Below are 18,122 nucleotides of genomic sequence, written 5' to 3' on the forward strand. Positions count from 1 at the left end.
GAGCGTCCCGATGCGTCCGGGTGAACGTACGGCGCCCTGTGTCGGAATGGCCGGCTTATAGATAAATCGGCTCAATTCGTCCAGCCGCGCCGCGTTGCCGGGCACTCGGCATGCGGCGGCCCGGCAAGCAGGCTTTGCCCGGCCTTTGTCCTACCCTTCCAGATCGGACTTCAGCCGGTCGATGATGCTGAGCGCATGGCCGGCATACTGGCTGATCCAGCGGTCGTGTATCTGCTTGATCGGCAACGCATTGAGATGGTTCCAGCGCTCGCGTCCGTCGCGGCGCGCGACGATCAGGTCCGCCTCCTCCAGCACCTTGAGATGCAGCATGACCGTGCAGCGGTCGATATCGGGAAAGGCTTCGCACAGCATGCCGGTGGTCTTTGGCTCGTCTTTCAACCGATCCAGCATTTCGCGCCGGCGCGGATGCGCCAGCGCCTTGAAAACATTGTCGTCCTGCGATCGGCTTGACATGTTATATTTCTATAACATAACGTTGGCTCGTTCAAGCAAGGAGCTGTGGATATGTCTCTTGGATTCAGCGTTTCAGGGCGCATCGGCAAACCGGTCGCCGAAGTCTTCGACGCGGTCGTCAACCCAAAGAAGCTGAGCGGCTATTTCACCACCATCGGCGGTGCCAGCGCGCCATTGGTGGCCGGTTCGGGTGTCGTTTGGTGGGGCAAGGTGCCGGTCGAGGTCGACGAAGTGGTCAAGGACAGCCGCATCGTGCTGCGCTGGGATGCCACCGAGCCGACGGCAAGCCCGCCTACAAAACCCGCATCGAGATGAATTTCGAGCCGCTCGACGATGGCGGCACCTTCGTCACCATCGCCGAGAGCGGCTGGCAGGAAGGCGCGGTCGGCCTGAAGAAGTCCTACCTGAATTGCGAGGGCTGGTCGCAGATGCTGGCCTGCATGAAGGCCTATGTCGAATACGGCATCAATCTGCGCGACGGCTATTACCGCAGCGAGATGAAGGGCGAACCCGCCAGCGAAAACAACATTTGAAAAACGGAGCCCAGTCATGACCGCGAAGATCACCGGCGGCATCAACATCGCCATGAAGGTGCCATCGCACCAGTACGAAGCGACGATCGCCTTCTACCGCGATGTCGTCGGCCTCAAGCCGTTCACAGCCAAGGCGCCGGCCATCGGCTTCAAACTCGGCCCCAACAGGCTTTGGATCGACGAGGCGCCGACGATGAGCCAGGCCGAGATCTGGCTGGAGCTTTTCACGCGGGATTTTCCGGGCGCCGCGGATCATCTGGCCAAGGCAGGAATTGTGCGTTGCGATGCCGTCGAGCCCTTGGACGCGGGTTTCCGAGGTGGTTGGATCACCAATCCGGCCAACATCATCCATATGGTGCGCGAACCCGACGCCTGGTGAGGGCGTATTCGAAAGGAGATCGCCATGGAAATCCGTGAGACACCGACAGCCGAAGCCGCCATGCTGATCCGGCGGCCGGTCGCTGAGGTTTTCGAAGCCGTCGTCGATCCGGCGATCACGACCAAATTCTGGTTCACCCATGGCAGCGGCCGGCTTGATGGCGGCAAACCGGTTCAGTGGGAGTGGCGCATGTATGGGGTCTCGACGACAGTCGAGGTCAGCGAGATCGTCAGGGACAAGAAGATCGTCATGACGTGGAGCGATCCGCCGACCACGGTGGTCTGGACCTTCACCGAAATGCTTGGCGAAGCGACATTCCTCGAGGTCCACAATTTCGGCTTTGCCGGCAATGGCGACGAGCAGGTGAAACAAGCGGTCGGCTCAACCGACGGCTTTGCGCTTGTGCTCGCCGGCGCCAAGGCCTGGCTGGAACAGGGCCTGACGCTCGGCTTGATGGGTGACCGCCATCCGAAGGGTGTTCCGGGGCACTAGGCTCGCCCCGGCCGACCAGTATCAGTGGCCGTCGCCGGTTTTCGCTTTCTTGCGCCGCCGCGCCAGCATGTTGAGCCCCTCGACCAGCGCCGAAAAACCCATCGCCGCATAGATGTAGCCCTTGGGCACATGATAGCCCATGCCGTCGGCGATCAGCGTCATGCCGATCATCAGCAGGAAGCCCAGCGCCAGCATGACGATGCTGGGGTTCTTGGCGATGAAGTCCGCCAGCGGTCCGGCCGCCAGCATCATCACGGTCACGGCCGCGATGACCGCGATATACATGATGGCGATCTCGTCGGTCATGCCGACGGCGGTGATGATGGAATCGATGGAGAAGACGAGGTCGAGCAGCAGGATCTGGAAGATCGCGCCGGCAAGCGAGATCTTGAGCGTTTCGCCCAGCATCGTGTCCTGATGGTCGTCGGGATCGACCGTGTGGTGGATCTCCTTGGTCGCCTTCCACACCAGGAACAGACCGCCGGCGATCAGAATCAGGTCGCGCCAGGAGAAGCCGTGGCCGAACGCCGTGAAGACCGGCGTCGTCAGTTGGACGATGACGGAAATGGTGGCGAGCAGCACCAGGCGCATGACCAGCGCCGCCGAGATGCCAAGACGCCGCGCGCGAGCCCTCTGCTCCACGGGCAGCTTGTTGGTGAGGATCGAGATGAAGATCAGGTTGTCGATGCCGAGCACGATCTCGAGCACCACCAGCGTCAGCAGCGCGACCCAGGCGGTCGGGTCGGAAACGAATTGAAAATGCGGCGCCAGGAATTCGATAAGCTGCATGGAGGTCGTCCCCTACGATCTAGAGCAGTGTCGCCGGCAATTAGGTACTGCGACCCCCTATATCAATGTCACGCCCAGAAGGACGGAGCCGTTTCTTCCAGCCTTGGCCCGCGACGAAACGGCGCGATCTTCTCGGTCAGCCCCGTGCGGTCGGAAATATCGACGCCGACGCCGCACAACGTCGCCGGTCCCGTCGCTGCCTCGAAACGCCCTTTCGGCACTTTCGACAGGAACCGGTTGAGCGGTTCTTCCTTGTCCATGCCGAGCGAGGAATCATAGTCACCGCACATGCCGGCATCCGACAGGTACCCGGTGCCGCCATTGAGGATCTGGTGGTCGGCGGTGGGCTGGTGCGTGTGGGTGCCGACGACGAGACTGGCGCGGCCATCGACAAAATGCGCGAAGCACATTTTTTCCGAGGTTGCCTCGGCATGGAAGTCGATCACCACCGCATCCGCCTGCTCGCCGAGCGGACAGGCGGCAAGCTCGCGTTCGCCGGCCTGGAAGGGATCGTCGAGTTCCGGGTGCATGAACACCCGGCCCATAATGTTGGCGACCAGCACGCGCGCGCCGTTTTTGGCGATGTAGACACCGGAGCCGCGCCCGGGCGTGCCTTTGGGGAAATTGGAAGGCCGCAGGAACCGCTGCTCGCGCGGCGCGAAGGCCAGAGCGTCGCGCTGGTCCCAAACATGGTTGCCGGTGGTCACGACATCGCAGCCCGCCGCGATCGTCTCACGCAAGATCTCTTCGGTGATGCCGAAGCCGCCGGCCGCGTTCTCGCCGTTGACGATGACGAAATCGAGCTTGAAGTCGGAGATCAGGCCAGGCAGTTGTTCCCATACCGCGGTGCGCCCCGTCTTGCCGACCATGTCCCCGAGGAAAAGAAGTCGCATCTATGCCTGATCCCGAAAAGTTGCATGACTTTTCGGCAAAGATCATGCGTTTCAAAGAACTATCTACAATTTTGGCGCAAAGCGGCGCAACCCGCTCTCGGTGAGTATTTCCGGGATGACCACGTCATGGGGTTCGTCTGGAACTTGCGAAACTTCTTGGCAGTCGAAGGCGATGCCGATCAGCCGGGGCGCGAGCCCCTTGTCGACGAGCTTCGCGATCGCCCGGTCGTAATAGCCGGCGCCATATCCGATGCGGTGACCGCGCGCGTCGAAGGCGGCGAGCGGCACCAGCACGACCGAAGGATCGAGAACTTCGGCCTCAGCATGCGGCCCGACCGTGCCAAAGCCCATGTCGACCATCGGCGCGCCGCGAACCAGTTCGCGAAAGACGATGGTGGTCTTGTCGAGAATGGCAGGCAGGCAGAGCCGTGCGCCCTTCTCTCGCAAGGCGAACATCAGCGGCCTGACATCGACCTCCGAGCGCATCGGCCAGAAACCGGAGACGATCTGACCGGGCCCGATCTCCAGATGGTCGCGCGCCGTCTCCGCCATTTCGAGCGCAGCCTCCACCCGCCAGAATGCATCGAGACCGTCGCGGCGGGCGAGTGCCTCGAGACGCAGCTTTTTCTTCAAGTCTTTGGGAGAGGTCATGCGGCCAAGGTAGAAAAGGTCAGAGCTGTGCGGGGTCTCAAGTGCGACGTTTTCCACCGCATCATCCACCAAGATGCGTGGATACGTTGCGACAAGTGACGATCCACACAACCGGTGGAGAGAGCGATCCCGGGAACCTACAAAGTAGGTGGGCGCCGTGTGAGAAAACCCACGGGTCTTCCCAGGGACAGCTCCCTAAGGATCGTTAAGGCCCCGGGGAAAATGTTCTCCTGCCGGGAAGCACAGACCGTCCTGCCCAATATAGGCCGCTGGTGGCTCAAGCGCCAGTGACGCAGGCAGTCACGGCGGCTTTATTCGCCATCCGGCGCAACCCTTGCACAGCCGCGGCGGCGTCCTTACGGTCGCGACGACCAACCAAGGAGCAAAAATGCGTTTCGAAGGCACGGCGGCCTATGTCGCCGACAAGGATCTGATGGTGGCGGTCAACGCGGCGATCGCGCTAGAGCGGCCCTTGCTGGTCAAGGGCGAGCCCGGCACCGGCAAGACGGAACTCGCCCGCCAGGTGGCGGCGGCACTCGGCCTCGACCTGATCGAGTGGCACGTCAAATCGACGACGCGGGCGCAGCAAGGCCTCTACGAATACGATGCGGTGTCGCGGCTGCGCGACAGCCAGCTCGGCGATGTCAGGTTCAACGACATCAAGAACTACATCAAGCGCGGCAAGCTTTGGGAGGCATTCGCGGCCGACAAGAAGGTCGTGCTTCTGATCGACGAGATCGACAAGGCCGACATCGAATTCCCCAACGACCTGCTGCAGGAACTCGATCGGATGGAGTTCTTCGTCTACGAGACCGGCGAGACCATCCGTGCCGCCGTTCGCCCGATCGTCATCATCACCTCCAACAACGAGAAGGAGTTGCCGGACGCTTTCCTGCGCCGCTGCTTCTTCCACTACATCCGCTTTCCCGACGTCGACACGCTGCACAGAATCGTTGACGTGCACTATCCTGGCATCAAGCAGAACCTGGTGCGCGCGGCCCTCACCCAGTTCTATGAAATTCGCGACGTGCCAGGCTTGAAGAAGAAGCCATCGACCTCCGAGGCGCTCGACTGGATCCGCCTGCTGGTCGCCGACGACATCGCGCCGGAGGATTTGCGCGCCGACCCCAAGAACGCATTGCCTAAACTGCATGGCGCCCTGTTGAAGAACGAGCAGGACATGCATCTGTTCGAGCGGCTGGCATTCATGGCGAGAAGACAGCAATAGGGCAGCGCTTTCCCCGGCTGTGGACCGTTGCCGCGGGCCGAAGAGAAGGTCAGCTTCGGCCAGAACCCTTCGGAGGAGATAAAATGTCTGAGATCGTTGTCCGCCCGCTCGCGCAATCCGACCACGCCGACTGGCACCGCCTGTGGACCGATTATCTGACCTTCTACGAAACCAAGCTGCCGGAAGAGGTCTATGCCATCACCTGGAAACGGTTATTCACCGAAGGCGAGTTCGAGCCGAAGGGTTTTATCGCCACATCGGGCGGCAAGGCCGTCGGCCTCACCCATTATCTCTACCATCGCTCCGGCTGGTCGGAGAAAAACAACTGCTACCTGCAGGATCTGTTCGCCGACCCGGATGTGCGCGGAAAGGGCATCGGCGCGGCCCTCATCGAGGCGGTGAAGCAGGAGGCCGGCAAAATCGGCGTGAAGAACGTCTATTGGATGACGCACGAAACCAATGCCACCGCCCGCAAGCTCTACGACCATGTCGCGCGCAGGACGGGCTTTATCGAGTATGATTTGCTGTAACCGGCCATGTTCATCCCCTTCTTCCTCGAGCTGAAGGCAGCGCGCGTTCCCGTCTCGCTCAGGGAATACCTCTCTCTGCTGGAGGGGCTGGCCGCCGGGCTGGTCGATTACGACGTCGAGGGTTTTTATTATCTCGCCCGTGCCGCTTTGGTGAAGGACGAACGCCATATCGACCGCTTCGACCAGGTCTTCGCGCATGTCTTCAAGGGCGTCGAGGCACTGGGCGGGCCGGATGCGGTCGACGTCGCCAATATTCCCGAGGAATGGCTGCGCCGGCTCGCCGAAAAGCACCTGACCGAGGAAGAGAAAAAGCTGGTCGAGGCGCTGGGCGGTTTCGACAGGCTGATGGAGACGCTAAAGCAGCGGCTCGAGGAACAGAAGGGCCGCCACCAGGGCGGTTCGAAATGGATCGGCACCGGCGGCACCTCTCCCTTCGGCGCCTATGGCTACAACCCCGAAGGCGTGCGCATCGGCCAGAACGAAAGCCGCAACCGTCGCGCGGTGAAAGTCTGGGACAAGCGCGAGTTCCGGAATCTCGACGATGCGGTCGAACTCGGCACCCGCAACATCAAGATCGCGCTGAAGCGCCTGCGCCGCTGGGTGCGCGAGGGCGCCGAGGAAGAATTCGACCTGCCCGGTACCATCCACGCCACCGCCGAGCACGGCTATCTCGACGTCCAGACACGGCCCGAGCGCCGCAATGCGGTGAAGCTCCTGATGTTCTTCGATGTCGGCGGCTCGATGGACGATCATATCAAGAGCGTCGAGGAGCTGTTTTCCGCCGCCCGCGCCGAATTCCGCCAGCTCGAATATTTCTATTTCCACAACTGCCTCTACGAAGGCGTGTGGAAGGACAATCGCCGCCGCCATGCCGAGACGATCTCGACCTTCGATCTCATCCACAAATATGGCCCCGACTACAAGGTCATCGTCGTCGGTGATGCCTCGATGAGCCCATACGAGATCGCCCACCCAGGCGGCTCGGTGGAACACTGGAACCCCGAGGCCGGAGCCGTCTGGCTCGGCCGGCTGCTGCGGCAATGGCCGAACGCGGTGTGGCTTAACCCCGAGAACGAGAAGAACTGGGGCTTTACTCATTCGATCGCGATAATCCGTGACATCTTCGGCGGCCGCATGTTCCCGTTGACACTGGCCGGACTGGAGGGCGCCACGAGGCAATTGTCGCGCAAACATTGAGATATCCGGAGCGGTCGGACTGGGCAGGTCTGTAACAAACCCCTATCTTGTTGCGAATATCCGGTTGCAACCAAGAACGAGCCGCCAAGGCTGAGGAGATCAAATGGACACCCACACCTACCCCGTCACCCGCACCGACGCCGAATGGCGCGCCCGGCTGACGCCGGAGCAATACGCCGTCATGCGCAACCATGGCACCGAGCGGCCGGGAAGCTGTGCCCTGCTGTACGAGAAGCGCGCCGGTACTTTTTCCTGCGTCGGCTGCGACCAGCCGCTGTTCCAATCCACGCTGAAATTCGAGAGCGGCACCGGCTGGCCGAGCTTCAACGATCCCGTGCCGGGCTCGGTCGAGAACACCGTCGACCGCAGCTACGGCATGGTCCGCACCGAATGCCATTGCGCCCGTTGCGGCAGCCATCTCGGCCATGTCTTCGAGGACGGCCCGCCGCCGACCGGCCTGCGCTACTGCATCAATGGCGTGGCGCTGAAATTCGAGCCGGCCGCCTGAACAACGCGTCATGAACGCTTGCCAAGGGCGGCTCCGGCCGCCCTTTTTCGTACGGGCAGCTTCGTCAGACGACGATCGTGGCGATCAGCCAGAGTGCTGATCCCAGCATGAAGAGCGAAGCCCTGGCACCACCGGCCTTGTCAGCCGTGCGCCAGACCGCCAAAGCCAGGAAGATGCTGTAGGGCACCGGTGCGAAATGCACCGCCAGGACGAGGCCGAGCGGCATCTTCAGCCCAAGCAGGATCAGCGCCGCGGCAGACGACCCAATATTGATCGCGGTTCCGACAAGCATCATGTCGCGCCAGAACAGCCGGTCGATCGGCACCTCGCCAAGCCAACGCGAGCGGAAGAAATCCGCGATCACTTACCCCTGCCTCAGCACTTCGGTCACGGCGCACTCGACCCGCGAGCATTCCGTCACCAGCCAGTCGGTCATGGCAGGCCAGTTGTCCTCGGCAAAGCAGTTGACGCGCCACATCGAATTGATGCCAAGGCCTTCGCAGCTTTGTTCCGGCCTGAGCTTCAGCCTGTCTTCGATCGCCGGTCGGAACGGCTTCAGCCGCGACCAGCTTTGCGTGGCGCCGAACTTCTCGTTGCGGCCGAAGAAGACGCCGACATGGTTCTGCGCCGGCGCGACATACATGGAAAGCACCAGAGCGAAATCGGGCAGTCCGCGCTGCCAGAACCAGGGTCCGCGTCGCGCCAGCCGGGCTCTTTCTTCCGGATGCCGTTCGGCAAACAGCGACCAGAAGCCGCGATGGCGGAATTCCGAGGCGCGGCGACCGCCGAAGTCGAATTCGCTCATGGTTCGAACCGCATCTCCGGCAACCGCGTCGGGCTCCGGCCGGTTAGTCTTACACCATGCCGAGGGCGGCCATGTACAGATCGAGGATGGCGTCCTCCTCCTGGCGCTCGGCCTGGTCCTTCTTGCGCAGACGGATGATGGTGCGGATTGCCTTGGTGTCGAAGCCGGTGCCCTTGGCTTCGGCGAAGACTTCCTTGATGTCGTCGGAAATCGTCTTCTTTTCTTCCTCGAGCCGCTCGATGCGCTCGATCAAGGCACGCAGCTGGCCGGCGGCAACAGTCTGGCTGGTCTCGGTGATATCGTCGGCCATGTTTTCTCCAAATCGGTTCCGCGCCGCGACTCGGGGAACGTGCCGCGACGAATTTCAGCGGTTCGATGCCCGACCGGAGCCGGCGGGTCAAGCCGTTATCGAACAGCTCGCCAAGGCCTGCCGCCATAAGCCGACAGCCTGCCCGTTCCTTGCGAGCTCTCAGTTGAACGCGATCAGGAGATCCTTCGCATCGATCTGGTCGCCGGCCTTCACCAGCACCTCAGCGACCGTCCCGTCGCGCTCGGCATGCAGCGCCGTTTCCATCTTCATCGCTTCGATGGAGAGCAGCACGTCGCCGGCCTTGACCGCCTGGCCGGCGGCGACCGAAAGTGCGGAGACCACACCCGGCATCGGCGCCCCGACATGCGCCTCGTTGCCGGGCTCCGCCTTGCGACGCGCCTTGGCCGCCGACGCACCATGCGCGCGGTCGGGCACCTTCACGCGCCGCGGCTGGCCGTTGAGCTCGAAGAACACCGTGACCATGCCCTTGTCGTCGACATCGCCGAACGCCTGGCAGCGCACGACCAAGGTCTTGCCCCTTTCGATATCGACGAAAATCTCGTCTTCCGATTTCATGCCGTAGAAATAGGTCGGCGTCGGCAGGACGCTGACCGGGCCGTAGGTCTCCTGCGCGGCGACGAAGTCGGAAAACACCTTCGGATACATCAGCCACGAGGCGAATTCGTATTCCGACAGCTTGCGCTCGAGCTTGTCCTCGATCTCCTTGCGGCTCTTCTCGAGGTCGGCCGGCTTGAGCAATGAGCCGGGCCGCGCCGTGATCGGCTTGTCGCCCTTGAGCGCCTTCTTCTGCAGCGCCTGCGGCCAGCCGCCAGGGGATTGGCCAAGATCGCCGCGCAGCATCGAAACGACCGAGTCCGGGAAGGCGATGTCGCGGGCCGGGTTCTCGACATCGGCGACGGTCAGGTCCTGGCTCACCATCATCAGCGCCATGTCGCCCACGACCTTGGAGGACGGCGTCACCTTGACGATGTCGCCGAACATCAGGTTGACGTCGTGATAGGTCTGCGCCACTTCATGCCAGCGTGTCTCCAGCCCAAGCGAACGCGCCTGTTCCTTCAAATTGGTGAACTGCCCGCCCGGCATTTCGTGCAGGTAGACCTCGGAAGCCGGGCCTTTCAGGTCGCTCTCGAAAGCAGCGTACTGATTGCGAACGGCTTCCCAGTAGAACGAGATCTTGCGGATCCACAGCGGGTCGAGGCCTGGATCGCGTTCGGTGCCTTTCAGCGCTTCGACGATTGAACCCAGGCACGGCTGCGAGGTGTTGCCGGAGAAGGCGTCCATCGCCGCGTCGATGGCATCGACACCGCTTTCCACGGCCGCCAGCACGGTTGCCGCCGACAGACCCGATGTGTCGTGGGTGTGAAAATGGATCGGCAGGTCGGTCGCCTCGCGCAGCGCCTTGAACAGCACGCGGGCAGCGCTCGGCTTCAACAGGCCGGCCATGTCCTTGACCGCGATGATATGGGCGCCGGCGGCCTGCAATTCCGTGGCGAGCCCGACATAGTATTTCAGGTCGTACTTGGCCCTCGCCGGATCGAGAATGTCGCCGGTATAGCACATCGCCGCCTCGATCAGCTTGCCCTCGGCGCCGACCGCGTCCATGGCGACGCGCATGTTCTCGACCCAGTTCAGGCAGTCGAAGACGCGGAACAGGTCGACGCCGCCCGACGCCGCCTGCTTGACGAAATGCTGCACGACATTGTCGGGATAATTGGTGTAGCCAACACCGTTGGCGCCGCGCAGCAGCATCTGCAGCAACAGGTTGGGGGCGGCTTCCCGCACCAGCGACAGCCGCTCCCATGGATCCTCGGTGAGGAAGCGCATGGCGACGTCGAAAGTGGCGCCGCCCCAGCATTCGAGCGACAGCAACTGCGGCAAGGCACGCGCATAGGTGCCGGCGATGCCCGCAATGTCGTGCGTGCGCATGCGAGTGGCGAGCAGCGACTGGTGGCCGTCGCGCATCGTCGTGTCGGTGACCAGCACTTCCTTCTGCTCGCGCATCCAGGCGGCGAACTTTTCCGGCCCGAGCACGTCGAGCTTCTGCTTGCTGCCGCTCGGCACATTGCCGTTGATATAGGGCACCACGGGCGGCGCCGCGTCGGCCTTTGGCGTCGGCCGGCCGCGCGTTTCGGGATGCCCGTTGACGCTGACGTCGGCCAGGTAGTTGAGCAGCTTGGTGGCGCGGTCCTGGCGCTTGACCTGCTGGAACAGCTCCGGCGTCGTGTCGATGAACCTGGTCGTATAGGAATTGTCGGCGAAGCTCGGGTGATTGATGATCGCTTCGAGGAAGGTGAGGTTGGTGGCGACGCCGCGGATGCGGAACTCGCGCAGAGCGCGGTTCATGCGGGCGATCGTCTCGGCCGGCGTCGGCGCCCACGCGGTGACCTTCTCCAGCAGCGGATCGTAGAAGCGGGTGATGACCGCGCCGGAATAGGCCGTGCCGCCATCGAGGCGGATGCCGAAGCCGGTGGCGCCGCGATAGGCGGTGATGCGGCCGTAGTCCGGAATGAAATTGTGTTCGGGATCTTCCGTGGTGATGCGGCACTGCAAGGCATTGCCGTTCAGCCGGATATCCCTCTGCGCCGGCACACCCGATTCCGGCGTGCCGATGGCGAAACCGTCGAGGATGTGGATCTGCGCCTTCACGATGTCGATGCCGGTCACCATTTCGGTGACGGTGTGCTCGACCTGGATGCGCGGATTGACCTCGATGAAGTAGAACTTGCCGGTATCGGCGTCCTGCAGGAATTCGACCGTGCCAGCGCCGATATAGCTGGTCTCGCGCGCGATCTTCAGCGCGTAGCCGCAAAGCTCCTGGCGCAGCTCCTCGCCGAGATAGGGCGCCGGCGCGCGCTCGACGACCTTCTGGTTGCGGCGCTGGATCGAGCAGTCGCGCTCGAACAGGTGCACTGCATTGCCGTGTGTGTCGCCAAGCACCTGCACCTCGACATGGCGGGCGCGCTCGATCAGCTTTTCGAGATAGACCTCGTCCTTGCCGAAGGCGGCCTTCGCCTCGCGCTTGCCTTCCATGACCTCGCGGGCGAGGTCGGCCTCGGAGCGGATGGCGCGCATGCCGCGGCCACCGCCACCCCACGAGGCTTTGAGCATGACCGGATAACCGACCGTCTTGGCGAGTTCCTTGACCGCCTCCATGTCGTCCGGCAACGGATCGGTCGCCGGCACCACGGGCACGCCGACCTCGATGGCCAGATTGCGCGCGGCGACCTTGTTGCCCAGCCGGCGCATCGTGTCGGGTTTCGGGCCAATAAAGGTGATGCCTGCTTGAGCGCAGGCTTCGGCGAATTCGGGGCTTTCCGACAGCAGCCCGTAGCCGGGGTGGATGGCATCGGCGCCTGAAAGTCTGGCGACGCGGATCACCTCCTCGATCGACAGATAGCTCTCGATCGGACCCATGTCCTTGCCGAGATGCGGGCCGCGCCCGACCTGGTAGCTCTCATCGGCCTTGAAGCGGTGCAGCGAGTATTTGTCTTCCTCGGCCCAGATCGCCACGGTTTTGAGGCCCAGCTCATTGGCCGCGCGAAAGACGCGGATGGCGATTTCTGACCGGTTGGCGACGAGGATCTTCGTGATGGCCAAGGACTGGGCTCCAGCAGCGGAAGGAACGGGAAATCGGGGCAATGATTAGCGCGAAAATGCTGCAGTGCAAACAAAATCGACGCTGATTTAAACCGATTTAGATCGATTGTCCGGCCAACACTCGCATGCATCGGTTCGAGTGGACGGAACAATGGCGACAATTTCGATCCTGGATGCGATCTTCCTGGCCAGGGAAGGCTCGCCGTGACGTAACCCGGCTGCCGGCGCGCATCAAAAGAAAATGCCCGGCGCGAGGCGCCGGGCATCGTTGGTTTCGGATCCGAATGAATTACGACTTCGGGAACCAGGAATACTTCCCGTCGTCCTTCTTCTTCCATTCGTACATGATGTAGCCTGGCAGCTTCGGATCACCCTTGGCGTCATAGGCGAGATCGCCCAGAACGGTCGGGAACGGTCCGCTTTCATGCATCGCCTTGGCGACGGCCTGCGGATCGTTCGTCTTGGCGGCAGCGGCCGCCTCGGCGACCACCTGCACGGCGGCATAGGCGTAGAGCGTGTAGGCTTCCGGCTCGAAACCCTGCGCGCGGAACTTCTCGACGAGTTCCTTATTGGCCGGGATCAGACGCGGGTCGGGGCCGAACGTGTTGAGGGTGCCGGCGACAGCGTCGCCCGCGATGGCGGCGAGTTCGTCCGTCACGATGCCGTCACCCGACATCATCGGCGCCTTGAGGCCCTGGTCCGCCGATTGACGGATGATCAGACCGGCTTCGGTATGCAGGCCACCCCAGTAGATCAGGGTGACGCCGGCTTCCTTCATCTTGGCGATCAGCGCCGAGAAGTCCTTGTCGCCGACATTGACGCCTTCATACATCACTTCCTTGATGCCGGCGGCGTTCATCGCCTTCTTGGTTTCGTCCGCGAGGCCCTGGCCATAAGGGGTCTTGTCATGGATCACGGCGACTTTGGCATCCTTGAAGTTCGCGGCGATATAGGCGCCAGCGATGCTGCCCTGCTGGTCGTCGCGTCCGCAGGTACGGAACACATTCCACAAGCCGCGCTCGGTAAACTTCGGGTTGGTTGCGGCCGGCGTGATTTCGACGATGTTGTTTTCGGCGTACACTTCGGAGGCCGGGATCGACACGCCCGAGTTGAAGTGGCCGATCACGAACTTGACGCCGTCGCCGACGAACTTGTTGGCGACCGAGATGCCCTGCTTCGGATCGGAGACATCGTCGCCGACTTCGAGCTTGATCTGCTCGCCATTGATGCCGCCCTTGGCATTGATCTCGGCGACCGCCGCTTCGGCGCCCTTCTGCAACTGTGCGCCGAAGGCCGCGTTCGGACCGGTGATCGGCCCGGCGACGGCGAACATTACATCAGCCCACGCGTTGCCGCCGAACGCGACGAGCGCGGTCAGGGCCACGGCGGACAAAAGTGACTTTTTCATTTAAACGCTCCCATTAACGGAGTGGGCGTGGATGAAGCTTTCATGCGATGCCCACCCTTATCGCAGAAAGCATAGTTTGCCGATTTTCAGGCACTTGTCACGCCGATTCATCCCTGACGCGGCGTTAATGATGAACGTCAACCTTTCGGTTTCCAGCTCAAGATTGAAGCTCTTTCGTAGAGCCAATTATACTGTGTGACCATCTGGTTGGTTCGTGTGTATTGATAGCCGACGAAGCCCAGTATCATCAGCACGATGGTGTCGACGATATAGTAATGCAGCGAGAACATCGTGCCGTCGAACAGCGCGTGATGGATGAAGCGGATTCCGATGCCGAGCCCGAGCAGATAGGCAAACAGCTGGATGAAGCTGCGCCATGTCTGGGCACTGGCCTTGCCGGTCATCCAGGCCGCCCATCCGCCGAGCAGGCAGGTGACGAAGAAGAACTGCCAGATCGACGGTTCCTCGTAGAGAATGCCTTGCATGGGAAGTCTCCTGAACTCAGTGATGTCCGCCTTCGAGATAGGCGGCGCGCACTTCCGGATTGGCGAGCAGCTCCTTGCCGGTGCCGCTCATCGTCACATTGCCGTTGACCATGACATAGCCGCGCGTGGCAAGCTTGAGCGCGCCGAACGCGTTCTGCTCGACCAGGAACACGGTCAGCCCTTGGGTGCGGTTCAACTCGCGGATGGCATCGAAGATCTGCTTGACGATCAGCGGCGCCAGACCCAGCGACGGCTCGTCGAGCAGAAGCAGTTTCGGCCGCGCCATCAGTGCGCGTCCGATCGACAGCATCTGCTGTTCGCCGCCCGACAGCGTACCGCCACGCTGGGCGATGCGCTCCTTCAGCCTGGGGAACAGCGTGAACACCTTCTCGACGTCCTCGCCATAATATTTGAGGTTGTCGAGGCTGGCGCCCATCTGCAGGTTTTCCATCACCGTCATGCGCGGAAAGATGCGCCGGCCCTCCGGTGACTGAGCAATGCGCATGCGCGCGATTTCGTGTGTCGGCAACTGGGTGATATCGGTCCCGTTGAAAGTGATGGTGCCCGTGCGGGCGCGTGGAGCCCCGAAGATGGTCATCATCAGCGTCGACTTGCCGGCGCCGTTGGCGCCGATCAGCGCCACGATCTCACCTTGCTTGACGCTGACATTGACGCCGTTCAGCGCACGGATGTTGCCGTAATAAGTCTCCACGCCCTTGATATCGAGCAGCGTTGTCGTGGCCATCACTTGCCCCCTCCACGCTTGCCCTGAACGGGCTTGGCTGTGCTCGCCTTGGCTTTGCCGGACACATGACTGGTCGCCACCTTGCCTGCATCGACGCGGCGCGAGAATTCCGTATCCTTGCCTTGGCCGAGCAGCTTGGCCTGCTTGACCCACTCCTCGCGCGCGATGCGTCCGTCAAAGGCGAGATAGGCCTCGACCGCCTCGACGTCTGCCTTCTTCCAGGCGCCGATCTGGTCGAAGTGGAAGATGCCGTGTTCGTTGAGCTTCTTCTCGTTGACCGTGCCGATGCCCTTGATGCGGGTCAGATTGTCGGCCTTCCCGCCACGGGGGGCAGCGAGGCGGTTCGAAACGCCTTCGGCCTTCGCGGCGGGCGCCTTGGCGGCCGTTTTCCTTGGTGCCGCTTTCTTCGCGGCGGGCTTGGCCGGCGCCGGTGTCGGGGCAACAGGCCTGCTTGCCACGCTGGCGACGCGGGCATCGACCTGCGCTGCCTTCGAGGCGCCTTTCGACACGGTTACGCGTTCGCCTTGGCTATGGCCGACGGTGTCGCTCACCGGCCCGGCCAGATACGACGACGATGTCCCCGGGCCATGCGCGGAATCGGGGCCGATGTCGAGCTGTTCGATGACGTCCTCGTCGCCGACTTCGGTAAGTACGGTCTCGACCTCCTCGTCGTCGACGCCAAGATAGGCAGCGATAACGCGCGGGTCGGTGCGCACCGACTGCGGATTGCCGTCGGAGATCTTGCGGCCATATTCCAGCACCACGACATGGTCGGAGATCTGCATGACCACCGACATGTCGTGCTCGATCAGGAGGATCGAGGTGCCTGTCGTGTGCTTGATCCCCATCAGCAGTTCGTTGAGAGCCGCCGATTCCTTCGGGTTGAGGCCGGCCGCCGGTTCGTCGAGGCACAGAAGCTCGGGACCGGTGCACATGGCGCGCGCGATCTCGAGCCGCCGCTGTGCGCCGTAGGGCAAGTCGCCGGCCGGATCGTCGGCGCGATCAACGAGATCGGCCTTTTCCAGCCAGTGCTTGGCAAGCTCCACCGATTCGGCCGAGGCCTTGCGGTAGCCGCTGAAGCCAAACAGGCCCAGGATCGTATACCCGGACGCCTTCATCAGCTTGTTGTGCTGGGCGACGAGCAGGTTCTCCAGCAGCGTCATGCCCGAGAACAGGCGGATGTTCTGGAAGGTGCGCGCCACCTTGGCGCGCGCCGGGATCTCATGGTTGGGCAGCCGTTCCAGCAGGTAGCTGGAGCCATCGGCCCGGTTGAGCGTGATCATGCCTTCCGACGGCTTGTAGAAGCCGGTGATGCAATTGAACACGGTGGTCTTGCCGGCGCCGTTGGGGCCGATCAGCGCGGTGATTTCGCCGCGCCTGGCAGTGAAGGACAGGTCGCCGATGGCGACCAGGCCGCCGAACTTCATCGACAGATGATCGACCTGCAGGATGGCGTCGTTCATTTGTGCGTTCGCATTCATCAGCCGTGACCCTCCTTGGTGAAGGAGCTTGAGACAGCCCTTCGCTCCTTGAGGAAGGCTGTCGGTTCACGACTGCCGACAAAGCCCCGCGGCTTCCACAGCATGACGATGACCATGGCCATGCCGAACAGAAGCATGCGGTAGAGTTCGGGGGTGAAATCTTGCCCGAAGACCTGTTTGAGGAAGTCGAGCTCGCGCAGCGCCTCGGTGCCGCCGATCATCACCATCGCGGCGACGGCGATGCCGACCAGCGACCCCATGCCGCCAAGGACGACGATGGCCAGGATGATGGCCGATTCCAGGAAGACGAAGGATTCCGGGCTGACGAAGCCTTGCCGCGCGGCGAAGAATGCCCCGGCAAAACCGCCGAACATGGCACCGGTGGCAAACGCCGTCAGCTTGGTCGTGGTGGTGTTGATGCCGAGCGAGCGGCAGGCAATCTCGTCCTCGCGCAGCGCTTCCCAGGCACGCCCGACGGGCATGCGCCTCAGCCTGATGGTGACGAAGGCGGTGAGCATACAAAGCGCCAGGATCAGGTAATAGAGGAAGATCTTGTAGTAGGCGCTCGAGGTTGCGAGGTGCAGGACCTTGGCGATGTAGTTGGGGTCCGAGACGTTGAAGGTCATCAAGCCGAAAAAGGTGACTTTCGGGATGCCGGAGATACCGGCCGAACCGTTGGTCACATCGCGCCAGTTGATCAGCACCAGGCGGATGATCTCCCCGAAGGCAAGGGTGACGATCGCCAGGTAATCGCCGCGCAGGCGCAGCACCGGAAAGCCGAGCAGCACGCCCCAGAAGGCGGCCATGGCGCCGGCCGCCGGAAGCAGTATCCAGAACGACAGGCCGTAGGTTGTGCCAAGCAGCGCATAGGCGTAGGCCCCGACGGCGTAGAAGGCGACGTAGCCCAGATCGAGCAGGCCGGCGAGGCCGACGACGATGTTCAGCCCCCAGGCCAGCATCACGTAGATCAGGATCTGGATGCCGAAATTGTCGACCCATTTCAGCGAGCCCTGCAATCCGGTGGCGACCGACCACGACATCAGCGACAGCACGACGATGACAAGGATCGGATAGAGCACCAGCGCGGCAATGCCGAGCCTGGTGAAGTTGGCGTGGATGAAGCCGCGGTAATAGTAGATCACGCAGGCCAGCGCATAGATGATTGCGAGCGCGCGCAGGAACTGCAGATAGCCGGCCGCCTCTGCTCCTATCCATCCGGGAAGCGAGCCGTTGAACACGAACAGCAGCACCACCGCGATGATCGCCACGACAAACGCCGGCAACAGGAAGAAGCGCGACGCCGCACTGGCCGGCAACAGGCCGGTGGCGACATCGGCGATCTTCTGGTTGGCCATGAAGGGTTGACCATAGGCGACATAAAGGAAACGGCCGATAGCCGTGGCGATCACCACGGCGGCCAAGAGGCCCCAGCGCTTCACCAGGACCAGTTCATTGGAGATGTTCTGGTCTGTCTTGAGGCCGATGAACAGCACGAACAGGCCAAGCGAGATGGCGCCGGCATAGAAGCCCTCGCGCAGCGCGCGCTGCATGGGGCTGGCGACGGTGTCGCGCTCTGGAGATACGGTCACGGCCATG

At 62.6% G+C, this 18,122-nt stretch carries 19 protein-coding genes, 1 other RNA gene and 1 pseudogene; 7 read left to right on the top strand and 14 right to left on the bottom strand.

Features of this window, described 5'->3' with window-relative positions; translation table 11 throughout:
• Positions 1–150: 150 nt before the first annotated feature.
• The gene (locus FJ527_RS08220; protein ID WP_140616621.1) at positions 151–474 is read right to left on the bottom strand and encodes a helix-turn-helix domain-containing protein; all 324 of its coding nucleotides are present in this window, start codon (positions 472–474) and stop codon (positions 151–153) included.
• A 51-nt stretch (positions 475–525) separates the two neighbouring features.
• On the opposite strand from FJ527_RS08220, the pseudogene FJ527_RS08225 reads away from it, so the two are divergent.
• The 3 genes and pseudogenes from FJ527_RS08225 (at position 526) to FJ527_RS08235 (ending at position 1,878) form a co-directional block, all read left to right on the top strand.
• Positions 526–1,007, top strand: a pseudogene (locus FJ527_RS08225) (SRPBCC domain-containing protein).
• A 16-nt stretch (positions 1,008–1,023) separates the two neighbouring features.
• A complete protein-coding gene (locus tag FJ527_RS08230) occupies positions 1,024–1,386 on the top strand; it encodes a hypothetical protein (RefSeq protein ID WP_140822602.1) in 363 nt (120 codons plus the stop codon).
• Between the two features lie 24 nt (positions 1,387–1,410).
• Positions 1,411–1,878 (top strand): SRPBCC family protein, encoded by a 468-nt coding sequence (locus FJ527_RS08235; RefSeq protein WP_140822604.1) that lies wholly within the window; start codon positions 1,411–1,413, stop codon positions 1,876–1,878.
• Positions 1,879–1,899: 21 nt separating this feature from the next.
• Here FJ527_RS08235 and FJ527_RS08240 read toward each other — a convergent pair whose 3' ends face one another.
• From FJ527_RS08240 to ssrS, 4 genes are all read right to left on the bottom strand, one after another.
• Complete coding sequence (locus FJ527_RS08240) at positions 1,900–2,667, bottom strand: TerC family protein (RefSeq protein ID WP_140712561.1); 768 nt, start codon at positions 2,665–2,667, stop codon at positions 1,900–1,902.
• A 68-nt stretch (positions 2,668–2,735) separates the two neighbouring features.
• Positions 2,736–3,560, bottom strand: coding sequence for a YmdB family metallophosphoesterase (locus FJ527_RS08245; RefSeq protein ID WP_015315231.1), 825 nt, complete (start codon positions 3,558–3,560; stop codon positions 2,736–2,738).
• Positions 3,561–3,623: 63 nt separating this feature from the next.
• A complete protein-coding gene (locus FJ527_RS08250; RefSeq protein ID WP_041163649.1) occupies positions 3,624–4,211 on the bottom strand; it encodes a 5-formyltetrahydrofolate cyclo-ligase in 588 nt (195 codons plus the stop codon).
• Positions 4,212–4,307: 96 nt separating this feature from the next.
• Positions 4,308–4,463: non-coding RNA, 6S RNA (gene ssrS, locus FJ527_RS08255), on the bottom strand.
• Between the two features lie 136 nt (positions 4,464–4,599).
• Between ssrS and FJ527_RS08260 the strand changes: the two genes are divergently transcribed.
• The 4 genes from FJ527_RS08260 (at position 4,600) to msrB (ending at position 7,674) form a co-directional block, all read left to right on the top strand.
• On the top strand, positions 4,600–5,439 hold the full coding sequence (locus FJ527_RS08260; RefSeq protein WP_140822606.1) for a MoxR family ATPase: 840 nt from the start codon (positions 4,600–4,602) through the stop codon (positions 5,437–5,439).
• Between the two features lie 83 nt (positions 5,440–5,522).
• Positions 5,523–5,969: a GNAT family N-acetyltransferase gene (locus FJ527_RS08265; protein WP_015315228.1), complete on the top strand. Its 447-nt coding sequence runs from the start codon at positions 5,523–5,525 to the stop codon at positions 5,967–5,969.
• Positions 5,970–5,975: 6 nt separating this feature from the next.
• Positions 5,976–7,166 (top strand): VWA domain-containing protein, encoded by a 1,191-nt coding sequence (locus tag FJ527_RS08270; protein ID WP_140719972.1) that lies wholly within the window; start codon positions 5,976–5,978, stop codon positions 7,164–7,166.
• Positions 7,167–7,269: 103 nt separating this feature from the next.
• Positions 7,270–7,674, top strand: a complete 405-nt coding sequence (msrB, locus tag FJ527_RS08275; RefSeq protein ID WP_140793055.1) for a peptide-methionine (R)-S-oxide reductase MsrB — start codon at positions 7,270–7,272, stop codon at positions 7,672–7,674.
• 64 nt (positions 7,675–7,738) lie between these two features.
• On the opposite strand, the gene FJ527_RS08280 is transcribed toward msrB, so the two are convergent.
• From FJ527_RS08280 to livM, 9 genes are all read right to left on the bottom strand, one after another.
• A complete protein-coding gene (locus FJ527_RS08280; RefSeq protein ID WP_140822608.1) occupies positions 7,739–8,038 on the bottom strand; it encodes a hypothetical protein in 300 nt (99 codons plus the stop codon).
• Positions 8,039–8,479, bottom strand: a complete 441-nt coding sequence (locus FJ527_RS08285; RefSeq protein ID WP_140616613.1) for a hypothetical protein — start codon at positions 8,477–8,479, stop codon at positions 8,039–8,041. It abuts the gene before it with no gap.
• Between the two features lie 49 nt (positions 8,480–8,528).
• Positions 8,529–8,789: a DUF2312 domain-containing protein gene (locus tag FJ527_RS08290; protein WP_015315223.1), complete on the bottom strand. Its 261-nt coding sequence runs from the start codon at positions 8,787–8,789 to the stop codon at positions 8,529–8,531.
• 159 nt (positions 8,790–8,948) lie between these two features.
• On the bottom strand, positions 8,949–12,407 hold the full coding sequence (gene pyc / locus FJ527_RS08295; protein ID WP_140822610.1) for a pyruvate carboxylase: 3,459 nt from the start codon (positions 12,405–12,407) through the stop codon (positions 8,949–8,951).
• A 289-nt stretch (positions 12,408–12,696) separates the two neighbouring features.
• Positions 12,697–13,815 (bottom strand): branched-chain amino acid ABC transporter substrate-binding protein, encoded by a 1,119-nt coding sequence (locus FJ527_RS08300; protein WP_015315221.1) that lies wholly within the window; start codon positions 13,813–13,815, stop codon positions 12,697–12,699.
• Positions 13,816–13,952: 137 nt separating this feature from the next.
• Positions 13,953–14,300, bottom strand: coding sequence for a DUF6867 family protein (locus tag FJ527_RS08305; protein WP_013892487.1), 348 nt, complete (start codon positions 14,298–14,300; stop codon positions 13,953–13,955).
• A gap of 16 nt (positions 14,301–14,316) precedes the next feature.
• Positions 14,317–15,045 (bottom strand): ABC transporter ATP-binding protein, encoded by a 729-nt coding sequence (locus FJ527_RS08310; protein ID WP_015315220.1) that lies wholly within the window; start codon positions 15,043–15,045, stop codon positions 14,317–14,319.
• Positions 15,045–16,526 (bottom strand): ATP-binding cassette domain-containing protein, encoded by a 1,482-nt coding sequence (locus FJ527_RS08315; protein WP_140822612.1) that lies wholly within the window; start codon positions 16,524–16,526, stop codon positions 15,045–15,047. Before FJ527_RS08315 ends, FJ527_RS08310 begins: the two co-directional genes overlap by 1 nt.
• Complete coding sequence (gene livM, locus FJ527_RS08320) at positions 16,526–18,121, bottom strand: high-affinity branched-chain amino acid ABC transporter permease LivM (RefSeq protein WP_140822614.1); 1,596 nt, start codon at positions 18,119–18,121, stop codon at positions 16,526–16,528. Before livM ends, FJ527_RS08315 begins: the two co-directional genes overlap by 1 nt.
• Between the last annotated feature and the right edge of the window lies 1 nt (position 18,122).

Origin of the sequence: Mesorhizobium sp. B2-4-18 (assembly GCF_006441385.1) — a bacterium.
GTDB classification, from domain to species: Bacteria; Pseudomonadota; Alphaproteobacteria; order Rhizobiales; family Rhizobiaceae; genus Mesorhizobium; species Mesorhizobium australicum.

Coding starts and splice junctions, on each gene's coding strand:
- FJ527_RS08220 (WP_140616621.1), bottom strand. CDS start 474: ATGTCAAGCCGATCGCAGGACGACAATGTTTTCAAGGCGCTGGCGCAT.
- FJ527_RS08230 (WP_140822602.1), top strand. CDS start 1,024: ATGACCGCGAAGATCACCGGCGGCATCAACATCGCCATGAAGGTGCCA.
- FJ527_RS08235 (WP_140822604.1), top strand. CDS start 1,411: ATGGAAATCCGTGAGACACCGACAGCCGAAGCCGCCATGCTGATCCGG.
- FJ527_RS08240 (WP_140712561.1), bottom strand. CDS start 2,667: ATGCAGCTTATCGAATTCCTGGCGCCGCATTTTCAATTCGTTTCCGAC.
- FJ527_RS08245 (WP_015315231.1), bottom strand. CDS start 3,560: ATGCGACTTCTTTTCCTCGGGGACATGGTCGGCAAGACGGGGCGCACC.
- FJ527_RS08250 (WP_041163649.1), bottom strand. CDS start 4,211: ATGACCTCTCCCAAAGACTTGAAGAAAAAGCTGCGTCTCGAGGCACTC.
- FJ527_RS08260 (WP_140822606.1), top strand. CDS start 4,600: ATGCGTTTCGAAGGCACGGCGGCCTATGTCGCCGACAAGGATCTGATG.
- FJ527_RS08265 (WP_015315228.1), top strand. CDS start 5,523: ATGTCTGAGATCGTTGTCCGCCCGCTCGCGCAATCCGACCACGCCGAC.
- FJ527_RS08270 (WP_140719972.1), top strand. CDS start 5,976: ATGTTCATCCCCTTCTTCCTCGAGCTGAAGGCAGCGCGCGTTCCCGTC.
- msrB (WP_140793055.1), top strand. CDS start 7,270: ATGGACACCCACACCTACCCCGTCACCCGCACCGACGCCGAATGGCGC.
- FJ527_RS08285 (WP_140616613.1), bottom strand. CDS start 8,479: ATGAGCGAATTCGACTTCGGCGGTCGCCGCGCCTCGGAATTCCGCCAT.
- FJ527_RS08290 (WP_015315223.1), bottom strand. CDS start 8,789: ATGGCCGACGATATCACCGAGACCAGCCAGACTGTTGCCGCCGGCCAG.
- FJ527_RS08300 (WP_015315221.1), bottom strand. CDS start 13,815: ATGAAAAAGTCACTTTTGTCCGCCGTGGCCCTGACCGCGCTCGTCGCG.
- FJ527_RS08305 (WP_013892487.1), bottom strand. CDS start 14,300: ATGCAAGGCATTCTCTACGAGGAACCGTCGATCTGGCAGTTCTTCTTC.
- FJ527_RS08310 (WP_015315220.1), bottom strand. CDS start 15,045: ATGGCCACGACAACGCTGCTCGATATCAAGGGCGTGGAGACTTATTAC.
- FJ527_RS08315 (WP_140822612.1), bottom strand. CDS start 16,526: ATGAATGCGAACGCACAAATGAACGACGCCATCCTGCAGGTCGATCAT.
- livM (WP_140822614.1), bottom strand. CDS start 18,121: ATGGCCGTGACCGTATCTCCAGAGCGCGACACCGTCGCCAGCCCCATG.